General features: G+C 39.0%; 23 protein-coding genes. 19 read left to right on the plus strand and 4 right to left on the minus strand.

All coding sequences use genetic code 11. The features are described from left to right. Positions 1-11: 11 nt before the first annotated feature. The gene (locus AAGS61_RS06815; RefSeq protein ID WP_391369172.1) at positions 12-1,403 is read left to right on the plus strand and encodes an aldehyde dehydrogenase family protein; all 1,392 of its coding nucleotides are present in this window, start codon (positions 12-14) and stop codon (positions 1,401-1,403) included. 71 nt (positions 1,404-1,474) lie between these two features. Here AAGS61_RS06815 and AAGS61_RS06820 read toward each other — a convergent pair whose 3' ends face one another. Both AAGS61_RS06820 and AAGS61_RS06825 read right to left on the minus strand, forming a co-directional pair. Beyond that, a complete protein-coding gene (locus AAGS61_RS06820; RefSeq protein WP_391369174.1) occupies positions 1,475-2,047 on the minus strand; it encodes a DJ-1/PfpI family protein in 573 nt (190 codons plus the stop codon). Between the two features lie 397 nt (positions 2,048-2,444). Next, positions 2,445-2,624, minus strand: coding sequence for a hypothetical protein (locus tag AAGS61_RS06825; RefSeq protein ID WP_391369177.1), 180 nt, complete (start codon positions 2,622-2,624; stop codon positions 2,445-2,447). 274 nt (positions 2,625-2,898) lie between these two features. Here AAGS61_RS06825 and AAGS61_RS06830 point away from each other — a divergent pair, with 274 nt between their 5' ends. After that, complete coding sequence (locus AAGS61_RS06830; RefSeq protein WP_391369179.1) at positions 2,899-4,368, plus strand: protein adenylyltransferase SelO; 1,470 nt, start codon at positions 2,899-2,901, stop codon at positions 4,366-4,368. 77 nt (positions 4,369-4,445) lie between these two features. Here AAGS61_RS06830 and AAGS61_RS06835 read toward each other — a convergent pair whose 3' ends face one another. Then, the gene (locus tag AAGS61_RS06835) at positions 4,446-5,024 is read right to left on the minus strand and encodes a TetR/AcrR family transcriptional regulator (RefSeq protein ID WP_391369182.1); all 579 of its coding nucleotides are present in this window, start codon (positions 5,022-5,024) and stop codon (positions 4,446-4,448) included. A gap of 181 nt (positions 5,025-5,205) precedes the next feature. On the opposite strand from AAGS61_RS06835, the gene AAGS61_RS06840 reads away from it, so the two are divergent. The 9 genes from AAGS61_RS06840 to AAGS61_RS06880 all read left to right on the plus strand — a co-directional run bounded on the left by AAGS61_RS06840 (position 5,206) and on the right by AAGS61_RS06880 (position 13,618). Further along, positions 5,206-6,369 carry a thiolase C-terminal domain-containing protein gene (locus tag AAGS61_RS06840; protein ID WP_391369185.1) on the plus strand — a complete coding sequence of 388 codons (1,164 nt, stop codon included), beginning with the start codon at positions 5,206-5,208 and terminating at the stop codon, positions 6,367-6,369. 13 nt (positions 6,370-6,382) lie between these two features. Further along, positions 6,383-6,823 (plus strand): Zn-ribbon domain-containing OB-fold protein, encoded by a 441-nt coding sequence (locus AAGS61_RS06845; RefSeq protein ID WP_391369188.1) that lies wholly within the window; start codon positions 6,383-6,385, stop codon positions 6,821-6,823. A gap of 15 nt (positions 6,824-6,838) precedes the next feature. Next, positions 6,839-8,047 (plus strand): acyl-CoA dehydrogenase family protein, encoded by a 1,209-nt coding sequence (locus AAGS61_RS06850; protein WP_391369191.1) that lies wholly within the window; start codon positions 6,839-6,841, stop codon positions 8,045-8,047. A 14-nt stretch (positions 8,048-8,061) separates the two neighbouring features. After that, positions 8,062-9,183, plus strand: coding sequence for an acyl-CoA dehydrogenase family protein (locus AAGS61_RS06855; protein ID WP_391369193.1), 1,122 nt, complete (start codon positions 8,062-8,064; stop codon positions 9,181-9,183). 58 nt (positions 9,184-9,241) lie between these two features. Further along, positions 9,242-10,972 carry a class I adenylate-forming enzyme family protein gene (locus AAGS61_RS06860; RefSeq protein ID WP_391369196.1) on the plus strand — a complete coding sequence of 577 codons (1,731 nt, stop codon included), beginning with the start codon at positions 9,242-9,244 and terminating at the stop codon, positions 10,970-10,972. Positions 10,973-10,984: 12 nt separating this feature from the next. Further along, positions 10,985-11,422, plus strand: a complete 438-nt coding sequence (locus tag AAGS61_RS06865; protein WP_391369199.1) for an FAS1-like dehydratase domain-containing protein — start codon at positions 10,985-10,987, stop codon at positions 11,420-11,422. Positions 11,423-11,434: 12 nt separating this feature from the next. After that, positions 11,435-11,863 (plus strand): MaoC/PaaZ C-terminal domain-containing protein, encoded by a 429-nt coding sequence (locus AAGS61_RS06870; protein WP_391369201.1) that lies wholly within the window; start codon positions 11,435-11,437, stop codon positions 11,861-11,863. 373 nt (positions 11,864-12,236) lie between these two features. Further along, a complete protein-coding gene (trhA, locus tag AAGS61_RS06875; protein WP_391369203.1) occupies positions 12,237-12,878 on the plus strand; it encodes a PAQR family membrane homeostasis protein TrhA in 642 nt (213 codons plus the stop codon). 146 nt (positions 12,879-13,024) lie between these two features. Next, a complete protein-coding gene (locus AAGS61_RS06880; protein WP_391369205.1) occupies positions 13,025-13,618 on the plus strand; it encodes a hypothetical protein in 594 nt (197 codons plus the stop codon). A 149-nt stretch (positions 13,619-13,767) separates the two neighbouring features. Here the strand turns inward: AAGS61_RS06880 and AAGS61_RS06885 are convergent, their stop codons facing one another. Further along, positions 13,768-15,009 carry an L-lactate MFS transporter gene (locus AAGS61_RS06885; RefSeq protein WP_391369208.1) on the minus strand — a complete coding sequence of 414 codons (1,242 nt, stop codon included), beginning with the start codon at positions 15,007-15,009 and terminating at the stop codon, positions 13,768-13,770. A 511-nt stretch (positions 15,010-15,520) separates the two neighbouring features. Between AAGS61_RS06885 and AAGS61_RS06890 the strand changes: the two genes are divergently transcribed. From AAGS61_RS06890 to AAGS61_RS06925, 8 genes are all read left to right on the plus strand, one after another. Then, positions 15,521-16,018 (plus strand): sigma-70 family RNA polymerase sigma factor, encoded by a 498-nt coding sequence (locus AAGS61_RS06890; protein WP_391369350.1) that lies wholly within the window; start codon positions 15,521-15,523, stop codon positions 16,016-16,018. Beyond that, positions 16,005-17,144 (plus strand): hypothetical protein, encoded by a 1,140-nt coding sequence (locus AAGS61_RS06895; RefSeq protein WP_391369211.1) that lies wholly within the window; start codon positions 16,005-16,007, stop codon positions 17,142-17,144. Before AAGS61_RS06890 ends, AAGS61_RS06895 begins: the two co-directional genes overlap by 14 nt. 145 nt (positions 17,145-17,289) lie before the next feature. Continuing rightward, positions 17,290-17,802: a hypothetical protein gene (locus AAGS61_RS06900; RefSeq protein ID WP_391369213.1), complete on the plus strand. Its 513-nt coding sequence runs from the start codon at positions 17,290-17,292 to the stop codon at positions 17,800-17,802. 218 nt (positions 17,803-18,020) lie between these two features. After that, complete coding sequence (locus tag AAGS61_RS06905; RefSeq protein ID WP_391369215.1) at positions 18,021-18,545, plus strand: D-glycero-alpha-D-manno-heptose-1,7-bisphosphate 7-phosphatase; 525 nt, start codon at positions 18,021-18,023, stop codon at positions 18,543-18,545. Between the two features lie 241 nt (positions 18,546-18,786). Continuing rightward, complete coding sequence (locus AAGS61_RS06910) at positions 18,787-19,911, plus strand: GerAB/ArcD/ProY family transporter (RefSeq protein ID WP_391369217.1); 1,125 nt, start codon at positions 18,787-18,789, stop codon at positions 19,909-19,911. Further along, on the plus strand, positions 19,877-21,370 hold the full coding sequence (locus AAGS61_RS06915; protein ID WP_391369220.1) for a spore germination protein: 1,494 nt from the start codon (positions 19,877-19,879) through the stop codon (positions 21,368-21,370). Before AAGS61_RS06910 ends, AAGS61_RS06915 begins: the two co-directional genes overlap by 35 nt. Beyond that, complete coding sequence (locus AAGS61_RS06920; RefSeq protein ID WP_391369222.1) at positions 21,367-22,509, plus strand: Ger(x)C family spore germination protein; 1,143 nt, start codon at positions 21,367-21,369, stop codon at positions 22,507-22,509. The genes AAGS61_RS06915 and AAGS61_RS06920 overlap by 4 nt, the downstream gene beginning before the upstream one ends. Before the next feature lie 129 nt (positions 22,510-22,638). Beyond that, on the plus strand, positions 22,639-23,781 hold the full coding sequence (locus tag AAGS61_RS06925) for a Ger(x)C family spore germination protein (protein WP_391369225.1): 1,143 nt from the start codon (positions 22,639-22,641) through the stop codon (positions 23,779-23,781). Positions 23,782-23,821 lie beyond the last annotated feature (40 nt).

Here is a 23,821-nt window from a genome sequence, read left to right on the forward strand (position 1 = left end):
GGAGGAGTTTTATGACTACAATTGTGAAAGAAATTCGTCAGCAGTTTAATCCTGCATGCCCATCTGAATGTGTAGGGCAAGTAGAGCTCATGTCAATTGAGGAAACAAAGGCAGCTTTAACTGTGGCTCAAGAAGCATTTGAAGGATGGAAAAATACGTCATCTGTTGCAAGAGGGGACATTTTACGTATGATGGCACAATTACTGGAAGAAAATATAGATATCGTTGCAGAAACAGCGTCTAAAGAAATGGGAAAAACAAAAAATGAAATGATCGGAGAAGTAAAACGTGGCGCTTCGATTTTACGTTACTTTGCCCAAGAAGGGATGCGTTCTACAGGTGAAGTACTGCCATCCGTAAGTGAAGCCAAGCTATTGTATACAAAACGTGTACCACTGGGCGTGATTGTAGCCATTACACCTTGGAATTTCCCTGTAGCGATTCCATTATGGAAAATTGCACCTGCGCTCGTATATGGAAATACCGTTGTATGGAAGCCTTCTATTGAAGTGGCGTTAACAGGGAAGCTACTCGGCGAATTATTTGAGCAAGCGGGCTTGCCAAAACATGTGCTGCAAGTTGTTCAAGGCCGAGGTTCGACAGTAGGGCAAGTGTTAGTAGAAGCGCCTGAAGTAAAAGCGATTACATTTACGGGTTCAAATGGGGTAGGGCAAAATATTTTAAATACGGTAGGTCATACGAAGAAAAAAATCCAGCTAGAGCTTGGTGGAAAAAATGCAGCGATTATTTTAGCCGATGCAGATTTAGACGTAGCTGCTCGTTTAACAGTGGAAGGTGCGATGAAGCAAACAGGTCAGCGCTGTACTGCTACGAGCCGGGTGTATATTGAAGAAGCGGTATATGAAAAAGCGTTAGAAAAAATAATAGCAGAAGCGAAAAAAATTGAAGTCGGCGTAACAATGGGTCCTGTTTCATCGAAAGAGCAGTATACTAATATTTTAGCAGCAATCGACAAAGCGAAAGCGGAAGGGGCGACATTAGTAGTAGGTGGTACGGCTACTAAAGGAAAGGAAGAAGGATACTTTATTGATCCGACGATTTTTACAGATGTGAACCATACGATGTCTGTCGCATGCGAGGAAATTTTTGGCCCAGTGTTAGCTGTGATGAAAGTAAAGGATTATGAGGAAGCAATCAAGCTATCGAATGATACAGAGTTTGGTTTAAGTGCTTCCATCTATACGACGAACATACAAAAGGCATTTGATTTTATAGAACGTAGTGAAGTAGGCCTTGTGCAGGTGAATGATGAAACAGGTGGCGCGGAACCACAAGCACCCTTTGGAGGCATGAAAAATTCAAGTACCGGGGCACGCGAGCAGGGACAAGCTGCAAAAGAGTTCTTTACAACAATTAAGACCGTAACGATTAATACGCGATAAAGTATAGCCTTCGAATAGATAGTAAAATAAACAAACAGTTGGGAGCTACCCCCAACTGTTTTTATACATACTTAATAAGATTCAACAACAGAACCTTCTAACAAAGAGATAAACTCCTTCATTAAACCTGGTAAATCTGGCCAAGCATGACCACTTACTAAATTTTCATCGACATGCAGGTTTGTGTCGATATACGTACCTCCGGCGACTTTTACTTCTGGCTTACAAGCGATATACGCTGTGAGCTCACGACCATTGAGTACTTCTGGAATCGTAGCGAAAATTTGAGCTGCATGACACACGGCTGCAATTGGTTTATTGGCCTCGAAGAAATGTTTGACGATTGCCGGCACATGCTCATTTAAACGAATATATTCAGGTGCACGACCACCTGGGATAATGAGTCCATCATATTGTTCTGGCTTAATGTTTTCAAATGCTTCATGTGCTTCAAGTCCGTATGCTGGACGTTCAATATAAGTATCCATCCCATCCACAAAGTCATGTACAACAGTTTGTAGCTTTTTTACTGAAGGTGCAGCAATTGTTACATCGAAGCCTGCTTCTAAGCAGCGGTAATATGGATAATACACTTCTAGTGCTTCTACTGCATCACCAGCAATAATTAAAACCTTTTTACTCATCATCCACGCCTCCCAATAATATGATACGCTATTTAACTTCTCCATATAATGGAATTAATCCTGCTGAAATGGACAGAAAATGAAATAAAACTCATGGTGAGTAAATATATTACCATCGAAGAGAACCGTTGCTTTCCGCTTCGGCACTCGCTTTCCACGGGCGAGATCAAGCCTCCTCGTCGCTCATCCTTCGCTCCTGCGGGGTCTTGATTGTCTCGCTTTTCCCGTAGGAAGCTTTGCACCTGCCGCTCCGCTTTCGGTGCAGAAAAACATTGCTCTGTAGCGAAAGGCGCATGCCGTCAGCTACACTCTCGCGCCTACGCTACAAGCAACTAGTGTTCAATAAAAAATGAGTTGCTAAAAAATAATGAAATATCCTCATTGATTATAGTAGAAGTTAGGCGACGATATGTGCAAATGGAAAGAAAATAGTTTCTTTTAAAGAAGATAAATGTTTTTCTAGTATATTGAGAAGTATCCACTTTTGCCGTAGCGCGCCATAGCCACAGGAGCCAAGATTTTCTTTGCGACGAAAGCGCAGCGTCAGGAGCAGGAACAGGAGATCCAAACAGGCCACGCCTGTTTTAGCTCCTGTGTAGGCTGTGGCAAAGCGCGGAGGCTACGATTACGCTTTCATTTAATATCTTTTACTATTTACCTGGTGTTTTTAGGATGTATTTTTGCTCATTACAAGTTAAAAATTTCTATGTGAATGGGTTTGACGAAGTGAAGGGATACTAACCGGGTGATGGATTTCGTTGACGTGCAATACAAAATGCTTGTCCTATACGGATCAGTTTAAATAGACTAAAGAAAAGGTAGCTATTCATGTTAGCAGAAAAGAGGCTTAAATGACAAATAAAGAAACAAGTGTTGGTTGGCATTTTGACAATAGTTATGTAACATTACCAAATTTTTTCTATTCAAACATCGCGCTAAATCCTGTATCAGCACCAGCATTAGTTGTACTGAATGAAGCAGTAGCAAAAGAGCTTGGTCTTGATCCTATGCAATTGCAAACAGCAGAGGCAGTCACTATTTTGGCAGGAAATGAGATGCCAAAAGGGGCCGCGCAAATTGCACAAGCATATGCAGGGCATCAATTTGGTCATTTTACGATGCTTGGGGATGGGCGTGCAGTATTAATAGGAGAACAATTAACACCAGAAGGAAAACGTTTCGATCTTCAATTAAAAGGTTCGGGTCGAACACCGTATTCGCGTCGCGGGGATGGTCGCGCGGCACTAGGGCCGATGTTACGTGAATATATTATTAGTGAAGCGATGCATGCACTGAATATTCCAACAACACGTAGTCTTGCCGTAATCGCGACAGGTGAGCCTGTTTTCCGTGAGCAAGAGCTTGAAGGGGCGATTTTAACAAGGGTCGCATCAAGCCATCTTCGGGTTGGAACATTTGAATATGCGGCGAAGTATGGAGAAGTGGAAGATTTACGCAAGTTAGCAGACTATACGATTGCGCGTCATTACCCAGAGCTTGCTCAACGTGAACATCCATATTTAGCGTTGTTTGAACAAGTAATGCAGCGTCAAGCAGAGCTCATTGCAAAATGGCAACTTGTCGGATTTATTCATGGTGTGATGAATACGGATAATGTGACGATTAGTGGTGAAACAATTGACTATGGTCCATGTGCTTTTATGGATACGTATCACCTTGAGACGGTTTTTAGCTCAATTGATGCACAAGGGCGTTATGCATATGGTAATCAACCACAAATCACGGGCTGGAATTTAGCGCGTTTTGCGGAAAGCTTATTGCCAATAATTCATGATGATATTGAACAGGCAGCTGACATGGCTCAAAAAAAGCTAGACAACTATTCAAATTATTTTTATACAATGTGGCTTGCAGGAATGCGTCATAAGCTAGGGCTTATGACGGAAGAAAGTGAAGATGCACAATTAATAAAATCGCTATTAGATGCGATGCAAACATATGAAGCAGATTATACAAATACATTTCGTGCATTAGCAGAAAATCATCGTCCTGCTACACCATTTTTCTTATCCAGTGAATTTTTAACGTGGGAGCAAACGTGGCAAGAACGTCTAACAAGACAAGACACAACATTTGAAGCAGTTCAAGCAGTAATGAAGCGCATTAATCCAGCCGTAATCCCGCGCAATCATCGCGTAGAAGAGGCGCTGACAGCTGCTGTTCACGACGGTAATTATACAGTGATGGATAAGCTTCTAGAAGTCTTATCCAATCCTTATGAACTGTCGAAAGAAAATGAGCGATTTGCGGAACCACCTCATACAGATGAAGGTCCGTATCGAACATTTTGTGGGACGTAAAAAGTAAATGAAAGCAAGTTGAGTGAAGCGATGACGTTCACTCAACTTGCTTTTTATTTTTATTTTTATTTTTATTTTTAATCGATTTGCAAATTTTTGTACTCTAGAATTTCACTAATTGTAAGGCGACTGATGAGATTCGCTAAGTAGTGAATCGAGTAAGGGGTATCTCTCGTTAACCATTCCATAATGGTGCCGACCGTACCATAAGCAATATGGTTTGTCATAATACGCGGTAGTCCATTCCCTTTATGAATAAAATTTGAAAGGATGTTCGTAAATTGCATTTGGAAATGGTGTTGCTTCAGAAGCACAGCATAGAAGTCAGCATTGGCATGAATATGTTCTAAAAATTGAACCGTAATATCGAGTGGTTTGTTTTGATAATAGTAATCTTTTAGTAACTTTTTAAAGGAATATATATTAGCTTGTTCTAATGTTGTGGAAAGCTCCAACAATAAATCTGCAGCGATGGCATCGTATAAATCATACTTGTCTTGGTAATGGAGGTAAAATGTCGAACGATTAATGAGTGCCTTATCTACAATTTCATGCACTGTAATGTCCTCAAATGACTTTTCCTTTAACAATGTAATCAGTGCGTATCGAATTAATGGTTTTGTAACCGTCTTTTTTTTCATCGTTTTTCTAGACATTATATTCTCTCACTCCTCTAAAACTGTCTATGTATCTTCTTTATATAGACAATTATAAACATTCTGTCTATTTAAAGACAAATATTATGTTATTGATGTTTGAAGAAAACTTAATTTACTGAATATAATGAATTTAGAAACTTGAATGTTACGAAAATATGAACAAACGGGAGGTTTTTCTATGTGGGATCTATCAAGTAAATATGCAATTGTTGGCGTTGGTGAAAGCGAACGCTCTAAAAATTCTGGGACAACCCCTCTTCACTTAGCATTACATGCATCTCGTAATGCACTGGCCGATGCAGGCTTAGAAGCAAAAAATATCGATGCTGTGATGAGTTATTCAGAGCATGATTCCTGTACATCACATCAAGTAGCTACATACTTAGGTGTCCGTCCACGTTACGTGAAAGACATTGTTGGGGGCGGTAGTAGTACGGAGTTATTAATTGGTGATGCGATTGCATTAATTGAAGCGGGACAAGCGAGTACAGTATTAATTTTCCGTGCTATGAACGGTCGTTCGGGTATACGCATGGGTGGAGGGAACTGGAGTACTGATTTGCTGCAAAATGCGATCGACGGTGGAAGCTTCATTATTCCATACGGTATGGCAAGTCCATCCCAGTGGTTTGGTATGTTTGCGACACGCCATATGCATGAAACAGGTCTTACACAAGAGCATTTAGGCCATGTATGTGTGAGTTTTTATGAGCATGCACAACGTAACCCGAAAGCCATGCTACACGGGAAGCCACTCACGATGGAGCACTACTTACAAACCGCACATTTAAGTTATCCATTTACAAAGCATGATTTTTGTTTAGAAACAGATGAGGCAAATGCCATTATCGTTACATCGGCAGAGCGAGCGAAAGATTGTAAATCGCGTCCTGTCTATATTAAAGGGTTAGTTGCACGTGAAATGCATCCACGTTCACATTATTGGGCCGATTTAACGCAAGTTGCAGCAGATTATGTGGGTGAACGTATTTATGAAAGTGCAGGTATTCAACCAGAAGATTTACATGTAGCTTCAATTTATGACTGCTATAGCTGGGTAGTGCTTCGTCAGCTTGAAGCCTATAAAATCGCACCGCGTGAAGGCTTAGGCGAGTTTGTGGCACAAGGTAATTTAAAAATGGGTGGTAAACTGCCATCCAATACAGCGGGTGGTATGTTATCAGAAGGTTATACACATGGCATGAATAATGTGTTAGAAATCACGCGCCAATTGCGTCATGAATACAAAGGAACAGACCGCCAAGTGGAAGGGTGCGAACTCGGTTTATGTACAGGGTGGTTAGGACCAGATGGCGCGGGTGCGTTAATTTTAAGTAACTAAGGGGGAAAACACAATGACGATTGAAAAAACGAGCACGAAATATGAAAAACCAATTCCGCTAAAAACACCTGATAATCAGCCTTATTGGGATGCAGCGGACAATCATGAACTGGCGATTCAATGTTGTGGAGATTGTCAACAGGCCATTCATCCACCTGGCCCAGCTTGTCCACATTGTGGTTCGCCAACACTGGAGTGGATGAATTATGGCAATGACATTACGGGGGAAATTTATTCCTTTGTCATGACATACGTACCGATGTTACCAGGCTTTCAACATGATTTGCCAACGATTATTGCACAAGTAGCGGTGGATCAAGTAGAAGGCGTCCAAATTACAGCGAATATTATTAACGCCAAGCCAGAAGATATCGCCATTGGTAAAGCGGTGAAAATGACATGGCTTGATATAACTGAAGATCGTGCTTTACCACAGTGGGAGTTAATTGGATAAAGAGGAGGGGTTTTCATGGATTTTGCATTTACAGAAAAAGAAGAAGCGTTTCGTTTAGAGATTCGCTCATGGCTTGAAGCAAACTTACCACAAGGATGGTTAGATGGCACATATAAACAACCAGCAACAGAAGAAGACCGTATTCAATTTTTAAAAGATTGGCAACGTAAGCTTCATGAAGGCGGTTTAGCGGCCATTGCTTGGCCAGAACAATTTGGTGGGCGTAATGCGACATTAATGGAGGAAATTGTTTTCCAACAAGAAATGGCCCGTGTCAAAGCACCTCCGCTCATCAACTATGTAGGGACACATATGGTAGGTCCTATATTAATGCAATTCGGGACGGAACAACAAAAGCAAGAGCATATCGAAAAAATTTTAACTGGTGAAACCATTTGGTGTCAGGGCTATTCTGAGCCGAATGCAGGTTCCGATTTAGCGGCCCTTCAAACACGTGCTGTCAAACAAGGCGATAAATGGCTTATTAACGGTCAAAAAATTTGGACGAGTTTCGGACATGTGGCGGATTATTGCTTCTTACTCGCGCGCACAAGTAATGTGCCCGAAAAAAAACATAAAGGCATTACTGTATTTTTAGTAGACATGCACCAGCCAGGTATTGAAGTCGTACCAATTATTTCGATGAACGGTGAGCACGATTTTAATGAAGTGTTCTTTACGGATGTTGTAGCCCATGATCATCAAATTGTCGGGACAATTGATGAAGGTTGGGGTGTTACGATGTCACTACTCATGCATGAACGTACGGGGATTGGCGGTCAACTTTTCACATTGCAACAGCAGTTCGAAGATTTTGTGAAAATGGCTAAAACAACGCCTGCTATTATTGAAAATCCGATTGTACGTCAAAAAATGATTGAGTTATATGCGAAAACGAAAGGTGCCTTATTTGGTTACTATAAAAACTTAACGAAGCAGTTAAAGCAAGGGTATCCAGGTGCTGAAAGTTCAATGGATAAGCTCATGGTAGCAGAGTTAACGAAGGAATTATTTGCATTTATTCAATCCGTACAAGGTCCAGAAGCTGTACTTTGGAAGGAAAGTGCACCGTATGATACGTACTGGCAAAATGGTTTCTTAACATCATTCGGCATGACGATTGGTGGCGGAACGAGCGAAATTCAGCGCAATACGATTGGGGAACGCATTTTAGGGTTACCAAAAGATATAAGCCGTGAAAAAGCAGGCAATCAGGTCGGATAAAGGGGGGAATGGATATGGATTTCTCATTAACAGAACAACAAGAAGAATTCCGTAGCTATGTGCGGAAAGTATTAACACAAGAAAGTATTACACAAATTGCCCGTCATTTTGCAAGCGGTGATGAAACGACACTCACAAAGGCACACGATAAATTAACGGAGCTCGGTGTCATGGGCATTTCGATTCCTGAAAATTATGGAGGCATTGAACTAGGTGTCATTGACTTAATTCCTGTAATGGAAGAGCTCGGTCGTGCCGTTATGCCCGATATTTATGCAGAGACATTAGCGTTTGCCGTGCCAGTATTAGTTGAGCATGGGACAGAGCAACAAAAAGAAAATTATTTATCATCCATTGCAGAAGGTGCTAGTTTACTTGCTCTTGCTTGGCTCGAGCCGAAAGGGAAGTATTCATTTGATACAGTGAAAACAACTGTCACAAAGACAGCGGATGGTTTCGTTTTAAATGGAACAAAATCACTTGTCCGTTATACAGCCCAAGTGACTGATTTTATCGTACTTGCGAAAGATAATCAGGATGAACTACGTATGTTTATCGTCCCGAAAGAACAAGTGACGAAAATCGAAGAACAACAGAGCTTTGATGAGACACAAAGATTTGTCCAATTAACATTTGATGATGTCACGCTCTCAGCAGAACAGCAACTGGCGGCAAATGTGAATGCGGAGGAAGTAATAGAAAAAGCGTTAGTATCACTGCTTGTAGCCATCAATTCGATGATGATTGGTAGTATGGATCGTTTAGTCGATATGGCAACAGAGTATGCCAAAATCCGCGAGCAGTTCGGTCAACCAATCGGACGCTTCCAAGCGATTAAGCACCGCCTTGCCGACTTAAAGGTCATGCTAGAAACCGCACGTGCATTAAGCCATTATGCAACATGGACAGTTGAAAACGGAAGTGAGGACTGCGTAGAAGTTGTGTATAGTGCGAAGGCATTGCTAACAGATAGTTATATAAAAATTGCAGCTGAGAGTGTACAAATTCACGGCGGTATCGGTTTCACAGAAGAATTAGACTGCCATTTATACGTAAAACGTTCACGTGTTTTTGAAAACTATCTAGGTTCTCAGTATGATGTTCGCGAACGTGCAGCTCTTGCTCTAGGTTGGTAGTTTTGTAGACTTTGCTGCATCGGTTTTGGCAGGCATTTTATGAAATGGAGTGGATAAAATGGCAGGACAAAAGGATCCGAGATTTTTTAACAATGCGCTTCCGGAGAGGATTGACATACCGGAAGTACCAATCGGTAATATGTTAAAAGGAGCTGCAACGGAATATGCAGATCACTGCGCGCTTATTTTCCAGGATGTGCAAATTTCATATAAAGAGTTATATGCAGAGTCTTTAAAGCTTGCCAATGCACTACACGATCTTGGATACGGTAAAGGCGATGTCATTTCAACGTATTTACCAAATAGCATTCAATACGTGATTGCTTACTACGGTATTTTGTTGTCAGGTGCAACGTATTCTCCGATTAATCCATTTAATCCAGCGAGCGAAGTAGTATACCAAATACAAGATACCAATGCAGTGGCAGTAATCGCACATGAATCCTGTGCAAAAAATTTACTCGACAAAACAGTACAATTGAAGTTAAAGGATGTCATTGTGACAGGTACAGATGAAATCGATGGCATCAATGGACGTACGGATATCAGCTCATTTCATGCGAATTGGTATAGCTTAAACGAATTGAAATCACGCTACGAAGCGCGGGAACTACAAGTAGCGATTCAGCCAAAAGAAGATATCGCCACAATTGCGTATACGGGTGGTACAACAGGGAAATCGAAAGGTGTATTAAGCACGCATTATAACTTTGTCAGTAGCTGCTTAGCCTCGAGTGCGAGTATGGGAATGTTACCACATATCGATGCAGATGGTGGCGTCACGGTGAGAGCGTATACATCGGAAGAGGAATTTGTAAAAGAATATGCGATTGTACCAGGTAAAAGCGTCCTGATGAGTCCTGCTCCCCTCTACCATGTTTCAGGTTTAATGGGTTCTATCGGGGTTGGGACAGTACAGGGCTGCACAGTGATTTTAATTGATCAGTTACATCCTGTAACATTCATCGAAAACATTGAAAAATATAAAGTAACGCAAGTGGCAGGCGCACCGCAGTTATTTAATGGATTACTACTGATACCACAGCTCCAAACAACGGATTTATCGTCCGTTAGAAATGTTGGTTCGGGTGCAGCACCAATGTCTGCTGAAATGCAGCGTAAACTTCAAAAGTTATTTAAAAATGCCATCGTTTCGGAAGGGTATGGCTTAACAGAAGCTACGGGTTCCTGTGTGCAAACGGTTGCATTTAAATCGGGAGTTCGGAAGCCCGGATCAATTGGTCTACCGATTGTGAATACGGAAGTGAGACTCGTGCCAGTAGATGGCAGTAGTGAGCAAGAAGTACCAATAGGTGAGAAGGGCGAGTTATGGGTACGAGGTCCGCAAATAGCAAAAGGGTACTTAAATGACCCTGAAGCAACGACTAAAACATTTAGCAATGGCTGGCTTCGGACAGGCGATATTGCGGTGCGTGATGAAGATGGTATTCTCACGATTGTCGATCGCAAAAAAGATATGCTCATTTATAACGGCTATAATGTGTATCCACGTCAATTAGAGGAATTATTATATGAGCATGAGGCTGTTCAAAGTTGTGTCGTCATCGGTGTACCAGATGACCGAGTAGGGGAGACAACAAAAGCTTTCGTTGTCTTAAAGCCTGGTGCAACGGCTTCACTAACGGATATTCAAGAGTTTGTGAATAGCCGTGTTGTACACTATGCAAAAATTCGTGAAATCGAGCAGTTAGATGCATTACCAATGACAGCAGCAGGGAAAATTTCGCGCATTGCTTTACAAAAGCTAGAGGCGTCAAAAGCGAAATAAGGGGGAACAGGTATGGACGTGACAAAGGAACATATCGGTCTTGCAACCGAGCGTTATCAAGTAGAGATTGAAAAAGGGCATATTCGCCGTTTCTGTCAGGCAATCGGTGATACAAATCCACTCTTTTTAGATGAAGAACACGCTTCGCAAAGTGCCTATGGTGGTATGATTGCACCGCTCACATTTCCAGTTGCGTTAAGCGACGAATCCGCACAGTTACCACTGGAACTAGATTTCCGTCGTATGCTGCACGGGGAACAGGAGTTTATTTACTATAAACCGTTGCGCCCAGGAGAATCATACACAGCGCAAATGAAAGTAGCGGATATATATGAGCGTGAAGGAAAAAGTGGCACTATGCAATTTATCGTATTAGATACGGAACTGCGTGATGCCGATGAGGAGCTCGCTGTTGTGAGTCGTACAAATATTATTTACCGTGCACTGTAAGGAGGGAACGATATGGCAATTACAGAACAATCGATTGATGTTGTCGTTTTTGAGGAGTTACAAGTAGATCAATTATTACCGAGTTATACAAAGCCACCGATTACGAAAGTGCAGCTTGTCAAATATGCAGGAGCATCAGGTGATTTTAATCCGTTGCATACAGACGATGCCTTTGCCCAAAAAATCGGGATGCCAGGTGTCATTGCACACGGTATGCTTGTGATGGGCTTTTTAGGTGAGTATGTGATGAAGCTAGCCGGAGACGTCGCACAAGTCAAACAGTTTTCGATGCGCTTTGGTGCGATGACATTACCAGGTGACGCGATTACATGTATCGCGCAAGTAAAAGAGATACATGAACGTGAAGTAGTATTAGAGCTAACTGCACAAAAGCAAGATCAAACAGTAGTCGGTTCAGGCAAAGCGACATTGTGTTTTTAAAATGAATCCGTTCCATACAAGTGTAATCGTTTGATAAAAATAAAGCCTTCTTTTCAACAAAAATCATCTTCACAGTCATTTGAGTGAAGATGATTTTCTTTTTAGTTCAATTATTTGAGAAATTATCTTGAAACTGTCGACATTGAACGGTCAAAACCACCCGGAGCGAGCAAAACCTTGCCGTATCCGAGCAAAAACCCGTAGAAAGCGTCTACCCGTATCCGAATATGCGGTTGATTACATATCTTGGTGAAGAGTCCCTGATGATAAACATTAGTTTAAAACCATTATAGTTGTCATCTGTTTTTAGTGACATGTGGCGGTACTCTGATTCCGCGCATTTTTGCATACTATATGTAAGAGGTGATAGACGATGACACAAGCAATCGTAATGGAATCAGGGTATAGCAGAAAAGAGGAGTTTTGGAATGCTATAACACATGGCTTAGGTTGTATATTAGCGATACCTGCAATCGTACTGTTAATTGTAAAAGCGAGTGGCAACGGATCAGTCATTGAATTGGTCAGCTATATGATATTTGGTATCTCCATGTTACTGTTGTTTTTAAGTTCTACGTTATATCATAGTATTCCAGTGAATAAAAATTTATTTAAAAAGCTTGATCATAGTGCCATTTTTTTATTAATCGCAGGCACATATACACCAATTGCTCTTATTGCGATTGGCGGAAAGCTTGGTTGGACAATTGTAGGGATTGAGTGGGGCTTAACGCTAATCGGCATTATTTTGAAACAATTTTTTGTACATCGTTTTAAAGCCGTATCTTTACTTATTTACATAGGGATGGGATGGCTTGTTATATTTGCGTATAAACCAGTGCTTGCCCATATTGGAACAGAAGGCTTTTTAACATTATTGGCTGGCGGTATTTTTTATACGTTTGGTACGTATTTTTATAAAAATAAACGAATCCCATATAATCATGCAATTTGGCATTTATTTGTCCTTGCGGGTTGCGTGGCAATGTTTATGAGCATTTATCTTTATATTTAATCGAAGGACTGTTTTGTAAGTATCTACTTACAGGACAGTCGTTTTTATTTTAACGGTCATTTGTTAAAGGGAGTTAGACTATGAAGTTCCATTTTACTTTATAATAGAATGTACATATAACGCAGTATAAAAAGTAGGTGAATTTTATGTCGTTTTTTAAACGTTTGTTTCAAACGCCAGAGGAAGAACTATCGTTTATGGATTATTTAGAGAAAATCGATGCTTTAGTAAGACCAAGCATTAACCCAAAGGATTATCAATATAGTGAATTCTTCTTGCGCAATGATTTTAAATTTCATACGGAGCATGGGTATTCATTGGAGCAAATGCGTGAAAAAACATGGATCACATCACTTGTCATGTATAAGAAAAAGCGGGGTGGCATCGTGTGGAAAGGTTCTATTAAAGAACTTCGTGATGTTTATGCGTCGCCAATCATTCAGTTTGCGATGAATGAACTAACGCCACTATTGCAAAAAATGAAAACAACGAAGCACGATATAGAGCATTTTGAAAGTGTAATTGAATACGAGGAAACAATTCAAAATATTTATCATGTGCTAAATGAAGCGGAACAGAAAGAAGGCGCTAACGCCGTATTCATGAAGTCGATTGAACTACTTCAGCATGTGATTCGTACTATCCAAGCAGAGTTCCGTCAATTAGAGCAAGAAGAAACAAATGAATTACTCGAGCGTCTCACATTAGAAGAGAAGTATATGAGACGAAATCATAAATAATGAGGAAGCGAATGCGAAAGGAACTAAATTAGAGGGAATTTCTCATCTATTTAAGTGCGAACAATAGTTAGCAGCTACTATTGTTCGCTGAATGCTGTAGGAGGCAAAATTACAGCATTCTTATGTTCCATTTTAGCTTCCTCATCTACTTATACAGCTGAAGCTTCTTGTAATTGTTCTACTTGCTGTTTCTTTTTAGCAACATCACGACGAATCCATAATGAAATGCATAGTGAAATCGCAATTAAAACTGAAAATGTATAGAACACTGGCGTATAGCTATTTGTTGCATTGCGAATTGTTGATACAATGAGTGGACCGAAAATGCCACCAAGTGACCATGTTGTTAATAAGTAGCCATGAATAACACCAAGTTGCTTTGTACCAAATAAGTCACTCGCAAAGGCAGGCAAGTTGGAGAATCCGCCACCATAACAACTAACAACTAAGAAAATCAATGCTTGGAATACTAATACATTCGTTGTAAATGGTAATGACACGAATGCAACGAGTTGAATGATAAAGAAAATAACAAATATATTATGACGACCGATATAGTCTGAAGCCGCTGCCCATAATAAGCGACCACCACCATTAAATAGACCCATTAACCCAACCATTGCTGCTGCTCCTGCAACAGATAAACCAACAACTTCTTGTGCCATTGGAGAAGCTACTGAAATCATCATGAGCCCCGCTGTTACATTAATTAAGTGCATGGCCCAAAGCATCCAAAAATGTTTTGTACGAACTGCTTCACGAGCAGATAGTTGTGCCAGTGCTTTGCCTGTTGTACCGTATTTCGATACGTTTAATGCTCCTTCTTGCTTTGGTGGTGCAATATATAAAGCACCTAGTAACATTAATGTAAAATAACTAATTCCTAAAATAAAGTATGTGTTTGAAATACCAAACTGTTCCATTAAACTTGTCGCCACTGGTGCTGTAATCAGGGCCCCTGAACCAAATCCTAAAACGGCCATTCCTGTCGCTAAACCACGGCGATCTGGGAACCACTTCACAAGCGTTGAAACAGGTGAGATATAACCAATCCCCATCCCAAGACCACTTAGTAAGCCGTAAGTACACCAGTAAAGTACAACAGAGTCAATGGCAATCGCTACACCAGCTCCTGCTTGCCCTAAACCAAATAATACAGCAGCAAGCATCGCAGATTTTCGAGGACCTTGTTTTTCAACGAAGCTACCAAATAGAGCGGCAGAAAACCCTGCAAGTCCCATCATGATTGTGAAGGCGATTGTTACATTTGTTTCGCTCCAACCCATTTGTGTTGTAATTGGATTTTTATAAACGCTATATGCATAAGCCCCACCGATTGACAAATGGATGGCGATAGCCGAAAGCGCAATTAACCATCTATTTTTATTCATAATTTCTCGTTTTCCCCTTTATTTTATAGTTGCCTGAATTTTTTCGCGAATAATTCTAGATATCAAGATACCATCAAGTGTAATAATTGCGCAATAGTTTTTTTACATAAAATAGTTTCGTGGAATAGAAAAAAGTGATCCTTTTGTAGAATAATTTGAGTGTCCAGTTGTTTTATAACAGAAGAGAGACAGGGCTTTAAAATGCTGATTTTAAAAGGGTTTAGTTGTTACATAGGGTATATATAACAGAGGTGGTAGTAATAAAAAAACAAAAAAATGGAACGAAAAAAATTTTTTCTGAATAAAAGAGAAAATAATGTCTTTATATAAAAAATAAATTTTTTTTGAAAGGTATAGGTAGGAGAGACATATAAGTAAGATGAAGTTTATAAAAGGTTGTGTATAAAAATGCGTTAACAGGAAACTGTAAAAAAATTTAAAGGAACTTGAACGGTTTTTTGGATTATAGTCGTCTAAGCAGTAAAAGCAAAGGTGGTGACATAATTTGAGAGTGCTAATCGAAGAATATGGTGAGTATATTTATCACCTTGCTTACCTATATGTAAAAGATAAGCAAGTCGCAGAAGAGATTACCCAAGATGTATTTTATACATACAGTGTGAAAAGAAATCAGTTTCGTGGGGATGCATCGATTAAAACATACTTAACGCGTATCGTGATCAACAAAAGTCATGATGAATTGCGGAAGATGAAAAGACAAACCGTGCTACAGGCTATCTTGCCATTTATGAAAACTGTGCGTTCAGCAGAGCAAGAAGTATTAGCCAAAGTGCAGGGGGAGTCATTAAAGGAAGCGGTTTGGAATATGCCTGTGCATTATAGAGAAGTAATGATTTTTTATTATTATGAGGACTTTACGATAAATGAAATAGTAAGTCTACTTGGCATTTCAGAAAATACGATTCGGACGAGGTTAAGAAGAGGGCGCGAGCTATTGAAGCAACAATTGACAAACGAAGGGGAAGTGTTACTAGATGGGCAATTTTAAAGAACAGTTACGCCATGAATTGCGGCAAGATGCCCCATTTACAGAAGAAGTAAAAGGGCGAATCCTGCTGAGAAAGCCACTACGAAAACGTAGATGGCATATTCCAGCGGTTTCCTCTATGTTTATCGGAGTAATTGCTCTATTTATTTTCCTTACGATTAATCGGCAACCAGTCACACCGTATACTGTTTCAGCACTACCTAGTGACATAGGTGAACTGGTGAGGTTATTAAAGAAAAACGAAACCATTCTTCCATATATGGAAGAAAATTATAATGAGGAAGTAATCACGCCTGTGACCTCCTATATAAATGGTTATCAGCAAAAGTTTGGACATTTACCGATGATTGTGGAAAGATCGTTAACCTATGAAATTGGTGACTATGTGATGTTGGATGAACATGGAATGATGAAGGTAGCGCAAATCGTTGGAACAGCTGGAGATACAGTGACATTGGAAGAAGGGCGGGTAACCGTGAATGGTCAACCACTTGCTTTGCCGAATCTAGTGGGGAAAGTTTCTTATGAAAAAGAGATTACAGGAACAGAATGGCACGTTTATTTAAGTCCATTAGCTTCTATAAATGAACAGCATGTAACTTTTGACAAATTAGCGAGCGATGAATTCGTTATTGTAACAGATAGAACATTAGAAAAGTGGACATTAAATCATGTGAAAGGGAAAGTTGTAGCCATTCAGCAAATTACACCAACGTATACACTAACAGCAGAAGAGCAACAACTTTATACACAATTTAAAGAAAGCTATCAACTTGAATTATTACGTGATATATCTCCTCTTACTATTGCAAAAATACATCTCATCGCTGCTTCAGAACACGATTGGAGAACGAATTATACATTGTTAAAAAATAAAAAAGGGGATTTTACACAGTGGCTAGAGGAGGTTGTGGGAACTGATGAGGGGCGACCGCTCTTTAGCTCACTTGAGACAAAACTGTCGAATGCGTATAAATATAATGGACTAGAAAATGGGAAGTTCAGTGAGGCGAAATATGGTCACGGCTATATTGAATTCACACCAACTTATAACGCTCCTGGACAAATGAGTCTTCATATGATGCAAAATGAGGATGGAATTTGGCAGCCAACTTTTATGCCATAGTCATGATAAAGAAGTTGCGTGGAATTTCTACGCAACTTTTTTAATGTTTCTTCGTACACTAAAGATGTACTTTTCTAACCTATTAACATCACGTTATAATAAAATAATCAGATTGTTTGATAGACGGAAGGAAAGGAAATCAACGATGAAAAGATTTGCTACGATTTTATTTTTCGCGTTTAGTCGCTGGGGGCTTATTGCATTTACTCTATATTACGCTATATTTTATATAATGATTTTAAACGTATTTCCTTCTCAATTCGTGGACTTTGTGGCAGAGGCAGTTAATCCGTATTATGTGGCAATTCGTTACGTAAGTATAGTTGTAAATATCGTGATGTGTTTCATAGTATTTCGGTTTTTATGGAAGTATTTACAATATCAAAGTTATGCCATTCGTAAAAAAACATTATCATTTGTCATAGCAGCTAGCTTGATTCAGCTATTGAGTTTCTTTTGTTATACAAACATACCACTAGAGGCATTTACCAATACAGAGCAATTAACAAATTTACAACAAGTATTTTTCGGTTATAAATTATACATTGTAGAATTAGTAGCATTATTTTTTACAGGGTATGTATTAGCCTTTTACATCGGTGCATTATCCCGCGTCAAGTTTTTAACGGATGTTATGCTGGCACCTAAAAAACGTTAAATTTTCATCAACTACACGTACATTGTTAAGCGACTTTAACAGTGAGCGTGTAGTTTTTTTTGGAGAAAATAACGCATTGGATAGCAAGAAGTGAAGTAACGACTAAAAAGTATATACATTTTCTTTTTCTTATGCATAATGAAGGAGCTTTTATTAAAAAATAGACATAAAGGTAATGAAGTTCTTTCATTTCATAAATAGAAAAAGGTGTGAAGTAAGTGAAGAAAGCGATATTTTTAGACCGTGATGGTGTCATAAATGAAGTGTTAACGGATCGTGTGAAATTTGTTAATAAGCCAGAAGATTTGTATTTTTTACCAGGCGTGCCAGAAGCAATCAAAAAACTAAATAAATACTTTGATTATGTATTTGTCGTGACAAATCAAGGTGGCGTTGGTTTAGGGTTTATGAAGGAGTCTCAGCTACAAGAAATCCATCAATTTATGATCTTCCAATTAAAAAAGCAAGGCGCGATTATCGATGAAGCGGTATATTGCCCTCATAAGCCCCGTGCTAATTGTGAATGTCGTAAACCTAAAAGTAAGTTGATTATCGATCTTGCCCAAAAATATGAGGTGGATGTATCGCGCTCTTACATGGTGGGGGATACAGATACCGATATTATTGCTGGGAAAAATGCTGGAACAAAAGGGGTGTTTTTAGGGAAAAGTGATCCACTTGCAGATGCGGTGTTTCCAAGTCTCATCGATGCAGTTGATTGGATTATCGCAGATGCACAATAAGTAGCGACGGTATAGGGGGAAAAGTAAATCGTGAAAAGCCCCTGTTTTGTTGAAAAGTATCATTACTATTCATGTACACTAACATCGCTTTTAGCCCCGGTTTTACTATAGCCGATCTAAAATGAAAGGCGCTATTGTACTTGATGTGCATAGAAATGGATACTAGTTGATTTTTTGGATATCGAATATTATCTCCATGTATTGACAATACTAAAACGAAAATGAATGTTAGGTAGATAATATGAATAAATCTGTGAAATTTAGTATGTTACACGTTATTTTTTTATGTATGACTGTGATTGGGTTGAAAAATCATGTGACGATTTTACCTCCTATTTTAGAACAGGCAAAGCGTGACGGGTGGATGAGTGTCTTAATCGCGGCGGGCATTCTCATTCCATGGTTGTTGCTCTTAGCTATTATTACAAAAAGGCTAGAGAATGAGTCATTTATGAGCTTGTTAGAAAAAAAAAGTAAGTCTATCGCAGTGTTTGTTAAATGGCTCATTAGTTTATTGGTTTTAGTGTTAGGTGCTTTTACAATGGTTGAAATGCTTCAATGGATCAACACCACATTTTTACCGACAACACCGATGTTAATTTTATTTGGTGTATATTTTATTCTTTGTATCACGCTTGCTACAAGAGGCTTACAAACAATGGTCATCTTAAATGTTGTCGTATTGTTTGGTGTCATTATATTCGGATTTCTAGTCGCCTTTGTCAATATCAAAGTAAAGGATTATAGCTTACTTCAACCGATGCTAGAGCATGGAATGGGACCGGTGTTATTAGCCGTCGTTTTTCCGGCGGCAGGATTTACGGAGCTTTTATTGTTAATTTTTATTCAGCACCACGTGAAGAGCCAAATAAAGTATAAGCATTTTGTCCTTATGTTACTTATACTTGTTGGTCTGACGATGGGGCCATTAATCGGGGCCATTGTTGAATTTGGTCCTGAAGAAGCATCTAAACAGCGCTATCCCGCTTATGAAGAATGGGGATTAGCGAGTATTGGTCAATTTATTAGTCATATGGATTTCTTGTCCGTGTATCAATGGATGACAGGGGCATTTATACGGATCGGTTTTTATTTATATATTGTGACAGAGCTTTGGGGTGTACAGAAAGAAACTAAAAAGGTGTGGTATTATATAGCACCTCCTTTTGGTATTATTTGTCTCATGCTAATGTTGGTAGATGAGCAAACATTTTTAAACATCAATAATTATCATATTTTAATTTCAACATGTATTTTATTACTACTGCTAGGCTTTATTTTTGCTTTACTTACGGGGCGTAAAAAGGGACGTAGGCAGGAGGATATAAGCGATGCAAAACCAAAACAAGGCAATTACGTTCAATGAGCTGAAGCAAACATTTCAACATTCTGGTGATGTGAAGTTCCAGCATTTTGTTTTTCAAAATGAAACGGTGCATATCGTCACGTGTGAAGCAATGATCGATGAGCGTTTACTGTATGAATTTGTCATTCCTGAGTTAAAAAAAACGGTAGAAAATATTAGTGATACTCAACAAAATAAGACTACCTTAGAAGAGAGCAGCAAGAATAATAAAGGTAATCCAAATATTGAAGAGATATTGCCACTTCCCCAATTGCAGAAAGTATCAGATATTGACAGTTGTATTTCCTTATTATTTAGCGGACATTGTTTAATCATGCTGACAAGCAATCAATTATTGTTAGCTACTAACATTGCAAATAAACCAAACAGGACGCCGGAAGAGACGAATCTTGAGGTAGCAATCAATGGACCACGGGATAATTTTATTGAAGATATTGGTACGAATATCGCGCTTGTTCGAAAGCGACTCCCTACCAATTCCCTTATTGTTGAAAAGGTTCAAGCTGGGGTAAGATCAAAGACAAATATTGCTATCCTCTATTTCGATGATGTGGTCGATAAAAAAATTTTAACAGAAATTAAACAGCAAATACAAAATATCGATGTAGATGTTATTTTTTCAGGTAATATCCTGATGGAAAGTATTAATAATGGCATGTTTGCGTTCCCGCGCTGTGATTATACGGGTCGTCCAGACTCTGTTATACAAGCGTTGACAAGGGGTCGCTATATTATTTTCGTTGATGGCACAGCATACGCCATTATTTTACCAATCAATTTTTTCGTGCTTCTTAAATCGGGAGAAGATAATGAAACGACCGTCCTGTATAGCTCGTTTGAACGTGTGTTACGCTTATTAGGTTTGTTTATAGGCTTATTACTTCCTTCGTTTTGGTTGGCACTTACGACGTTTCATCAAAATCAAATTCCACTTCAGTTACTCGCGACAATCGTACAAGCGAATACAGGTTTGCCGTTTCCATCTTCGCTTGAAATGCTAATGATGCTTTTGTTCTTTGAGTTGTTCAGAGAGGCCGGTTTACGGTTACCATCCGTGATTGGTGGAACAATTAGCGTTGTAGGAGGGTTAATCATTGGGGATGCAGCGATTCGCGCGGGTGTTACGAGCCCTGCCATGGTTGTAGTGATTGCTATTTCAACTATTGCTGTTTTTACCCTTTCTAACCAATCCATTATGGCAACAATGAGTTTACTTCGTATAGCCTTTGTAATCGTTACAGCATTCTTTGGACTCTTTGGGTTTTTTGCTTCTCTTTTTTTTACATTAATGTATGTAAGCCATATTAAGGTGTTCGGTGTTCCGTATATTAACATTTCAGCGGATTTAAGTATACAATCCATTGCAAAAACATTATTTCGATTAGGACCAACAAGCTATAAAAAGAGACCGAGTATGTTAAAGCCCAATGATAGTACGAGAAGTGATGATGCAAAATGAAGAGATGGTGGTTTATTTTTGTCATTACAATGATACTAGCAGGCTGTTGGGACGCGAAAGAACCTGAAAGAATATATTATATTTATGGTGTAGGTGTAGATTATATTGATAGTCAATATAAAATTCATGTACAGTTAATTGATTTTACGAATGTCGCTAAAAGTGAGCAACCTAATCCAGAAGCAACTCAAACTGAGATTGGGACTGCATATGGTGAAACAATGTATGAGGCGTTTTTTAATTTGTATCATTCGTTGGATATGCGCTTATTTTGGGGGCATTTATCCTTTGTTGTATTTTCAGAAGCCGCTCTTCAACAAGGGGGAGCAAATACAGTCGTAAATGCCTTCAATCGTTACCGAGAAACAAGGTATCAAATTTGGGTATATGGAACAAGGGATGATGTATCAGAAATAATGTTAGTGACACCTGTACTAAATAAATCGATTTCTCTTTCTAAATTAACGATACCACTCAATTCTTTCTCTCAAGAGTCCTTTGTTGTACCAATTAATTTTCGGCAATTTATTATTGCATTGAATGAACCAAATTATAGTGTAGCAATACCTTATATAAAAGTGTCTGAAAATTGGGAGTCCGAAAAGGGAACGCAAAAGCAAATCGAATTTGACGGTGTTGCCGTTACAGGGCGAGACCGGCTAAAAGTAATTTTAAAAGAGGGAGAAATTGAAGGTTTACGGTTTATGAAGAACGAAACAGAGCGAGGAATTTTAACATATTCCATTAAAGATAAGCCGGTAACCGTAACTGTAGAAAATATTAAAGTAGATGTGAAGGCAACAGCCAAAAATGAAAAGTTTGTGTTTGATATTACCATCAAGCTAGATGTGATTGCGAGTGACTTTCATACAGAAATTACAAAGACACAAATCAAAGACACCGTCATAAAAGAAATTCGAAAAAAAGTAGAGGAAACATACAAAAACGGACTAAAAAAGAATGTTGATATTTACAATTTATCTAATTATGCCTATAAACAACATGTGAAGCAGTGGAAAAAAGTAGAAAAAGACGGGCAAGTGCCACTTGATGAAGATTCGATCGCTTCGATTGACATATATATTGAAAAGCTCAGCGCAGCACGTAAAGAATTTACAGAAACAATTAAAGAAAATTAATGCTTCTTTGAGTGATGAATACAAAGGCTTATATTGTAACGACATGATCTCAATTCGCAACAGAGGGATTATAAAAAGAGTACCTAATATGTTAAAACTAAAAGACATTATAAGAAGTGATGATGCAAAATGAAGAGATGGTGGATTATTGTTCTAAGCACAACCATACTAGCAGGCTGTTGGGACTCAAAGGAGCCTGAAAGGATGTATTATGTTTTGGGTGTAGGTGTAGATTATGTTGACGAAGAATACGTACTCTACATGCAGTTAGGCAATTTTACCAATGTCGCGAAAACAGAACAGCCGAATCCAGAAGCAGTTCAAAATGAGCGGGGCATTGCTCGTGGTAAAACGTTAGATGAGGCAATTTTCAATTTGTACAAGTCGTTGGACATGCGTCTATTTTGGGGACATTTAAACTTTGTTGTATTGTCGGAAGAGGCTCTTCAGGAAGGGGGAGCCAATACGGTTGTTAATCTGTTTAATCGGTACCGGGAAACAAGGTATCAAATTTGGGTATATGGGACAGGGAGTGATTTATCAGAGGTCATGTTGGCAACACCTGTATTAAATAAATCGTTTGCTCTTTCTAAATTAATTATACCGCTTAATTCCTTCTCCCAAGAGTCCTTTTTGGTACCCGTCAATTTCCGGCAATTTATTGTAGCACTAAATGAACCGAGTTATAGTGTAGCGATACCTTATATAAAAATATCCGAAAATTGGAAAACGGAAAAAGAGAAACAAAAGGCAATCCAATTCGAAGGTGTTGCTATTACGGCACGAGACGGGCTAAAAGGCATTTTTAGACAGGATGAAATTAGTGGTTTACGCTTTATGAAGAATGAAACGGAGCGGGGAGAAGTAACGTATTTCACTGACGGTGCACCTGTCACAGTAGTTATAGAAAATGTGAAAGTGGATGTGAAGGCTACCGTAAAAAATGAAAAGTTTCTGTTTGATATTACAATTAAGCTAAATGCGATTGCGAGTGACTTTCATACAGAAATTACAAAGAAGCAAATCAAGAAAAAAGTGATAGAAGAAGTAGAAAAAAAAGTAAAGGAAACGTATGAAAAAGCGGTAAAAAAGGAAATCGATATTTATAATTTATCTAACTATGCATACAAACAACACGTAAAACAGTGGAAAAAAGTAGAGGAAAATGGGCAAGTACCACTTGATGAGGATTCAATTGCTTCAATTGAGGTATACATTGAAAAGCTTAGCGCAGCACGTAAAGAATTTACAGAAACGATTAAAGAAAATTAATCTTTTTGCTAACCCTTACTACAAATAATTGTGAATTATA

The organism is Lysinibacillus sp. KU-BSD001 (assembly GCF_042920265.1).
In the GTDB taxonomy this organism is placed as follows: Bacteria; Bacillota; Bacilli; order Bacillales_A; family Planococcaceae; genus Lysinibacillus_B.

Coding starts and splice junctions, on each gene's coding strand:
- AAGS61_RS06850 (WP_391369191.1), top strand. CDS start 6,839: ATGGATTTTGCATTTACAGAAAAAGAAGAAGCGTTTCGTTTAGAGATT.
- AAGS61_RS06895 (WP_391369211.1), top strand. CDS start 16,005: ATGGGCAATTTTAAAGAACAGTTACGCCATGAATTGCGGCAAGATGCC.
- AAGS61_RS06820 (WP_391369174.1), bottom strand. CDS start 2,047: ATGAGTAAAAAGGTTTTAATTATTGCTGGTGATGCAGTAGAAGCACTA.
- AAGS61_RS06910 (WP_391369217.1), top strand. CDS start 18,787: ATGAATAAATCTGTGAAATTTAGTATGTTACACGTTATTTTTTTATGT.
- AAGS61_RS06855 (WP_391369193.1), top strand. CDS start 8,062: ATGGATTTCTCATTAACAGAACAACAAGAAGAATTCCGTAGCTATGTG.
- AAGS61_RS06845 (WP_391369188.1), top strand. CDS start 6,383: ATGACGATTGAAAAAACGAGCACGAAATATGAAAAACCAATTCCGCTA.
- trhA (WP_391369203.1), top strand. CDS start 12,237: ATGACACAAGCAATCGTAATGGAATCAGGGTATAGCAGAAAAGAGGAG.
- AAGS61_RS06900 (WP_391369213.1), top strand. CDS start 17,290: ATGAAAAGATTTGCTACGATTTTATTTTTCGCGTTTAGTCGCTGGGGG.
- AAGS61_RS06915 (WP_391369220.1), top strand. CDS start 19,877: ATGCAAAACCAAAACAAGGCAATTACGTTCAATGAGCTGAAGCAAACA.
- AAGS61_RS06920 (WP_391369222.1), top strand. CDS start 21,367: ATGAAGAGATGGTGGTTTATTTTTGTCATTACAATGATACTAGCAGGC.
- AAGS61_RS06925 (WP_391369225.1), top strand. CDS start 22,639: ATGAAGAGATGGTGGATTATTGTTCTAAGCACAACCATACTAGCAGGC.
- AAGS61_RS06840 (WP_391369185.1), top strand. CDS start 5,206: ATGTGGGATCTATCAAGTAAATATGCAATTGTTGGCGTTGGTGAAAGC.
- AAGS61_RS06860 (WP_391369196.1), top strand. CDS start 9,242: ATGGCAGGACAAAAGGATCCGAGATTTTTTAACAATGCGCTTCCGGAG.
- AAGS61_RS06885 (WP_391369208.1), bottom strand. CDS start 15,009: ATGAATAAAAATAGATGGTTAATTGCGCTTTCGGCTATCGCCATCCAT.
- AAGS61_RS06870 (WP_391369201.1), top strand. CDS start 11,435: ATGGCAATTACAGAACAATCGATTGATGTTGTCGTTTTTGAGGAGTTA.
- AAGS61_RS06830 (WP_391369179.1), top strand. CDS start 2,899: ATGACAAATAAAGAAACAAGTGTTGGTTGGCATTTTGACAATAGTTAT.
- AAGS61_RS06815 (WP_391369172.1), top strand. CDS start 12: ATGACTACAATTGTGAAAGAAATTCGTCAGCAGTTTAATCCTGCATGC.
- AAGS61_RS06835 (WP_391369182.1), bottom strand. CDS start 5,024: ATGTCTAGAAAAACGATGAAAAAAAAGACGGTTACAAAACCATTAATT.
- AAGS61_RS06865 (WP_391369199.1), top strand. CDS start 10,985: ATGGACGTGACAAAGGAACATATCGGTCTTGCAACCGAGCGTTATCAA.
- AAGS61_RS06880 (WP_391369205.1), top strand. CDS start 13,025: ATGTCGTTTTTTAAACGTTTGTTTCAAACGCCAGAGGAAGAACTATCG.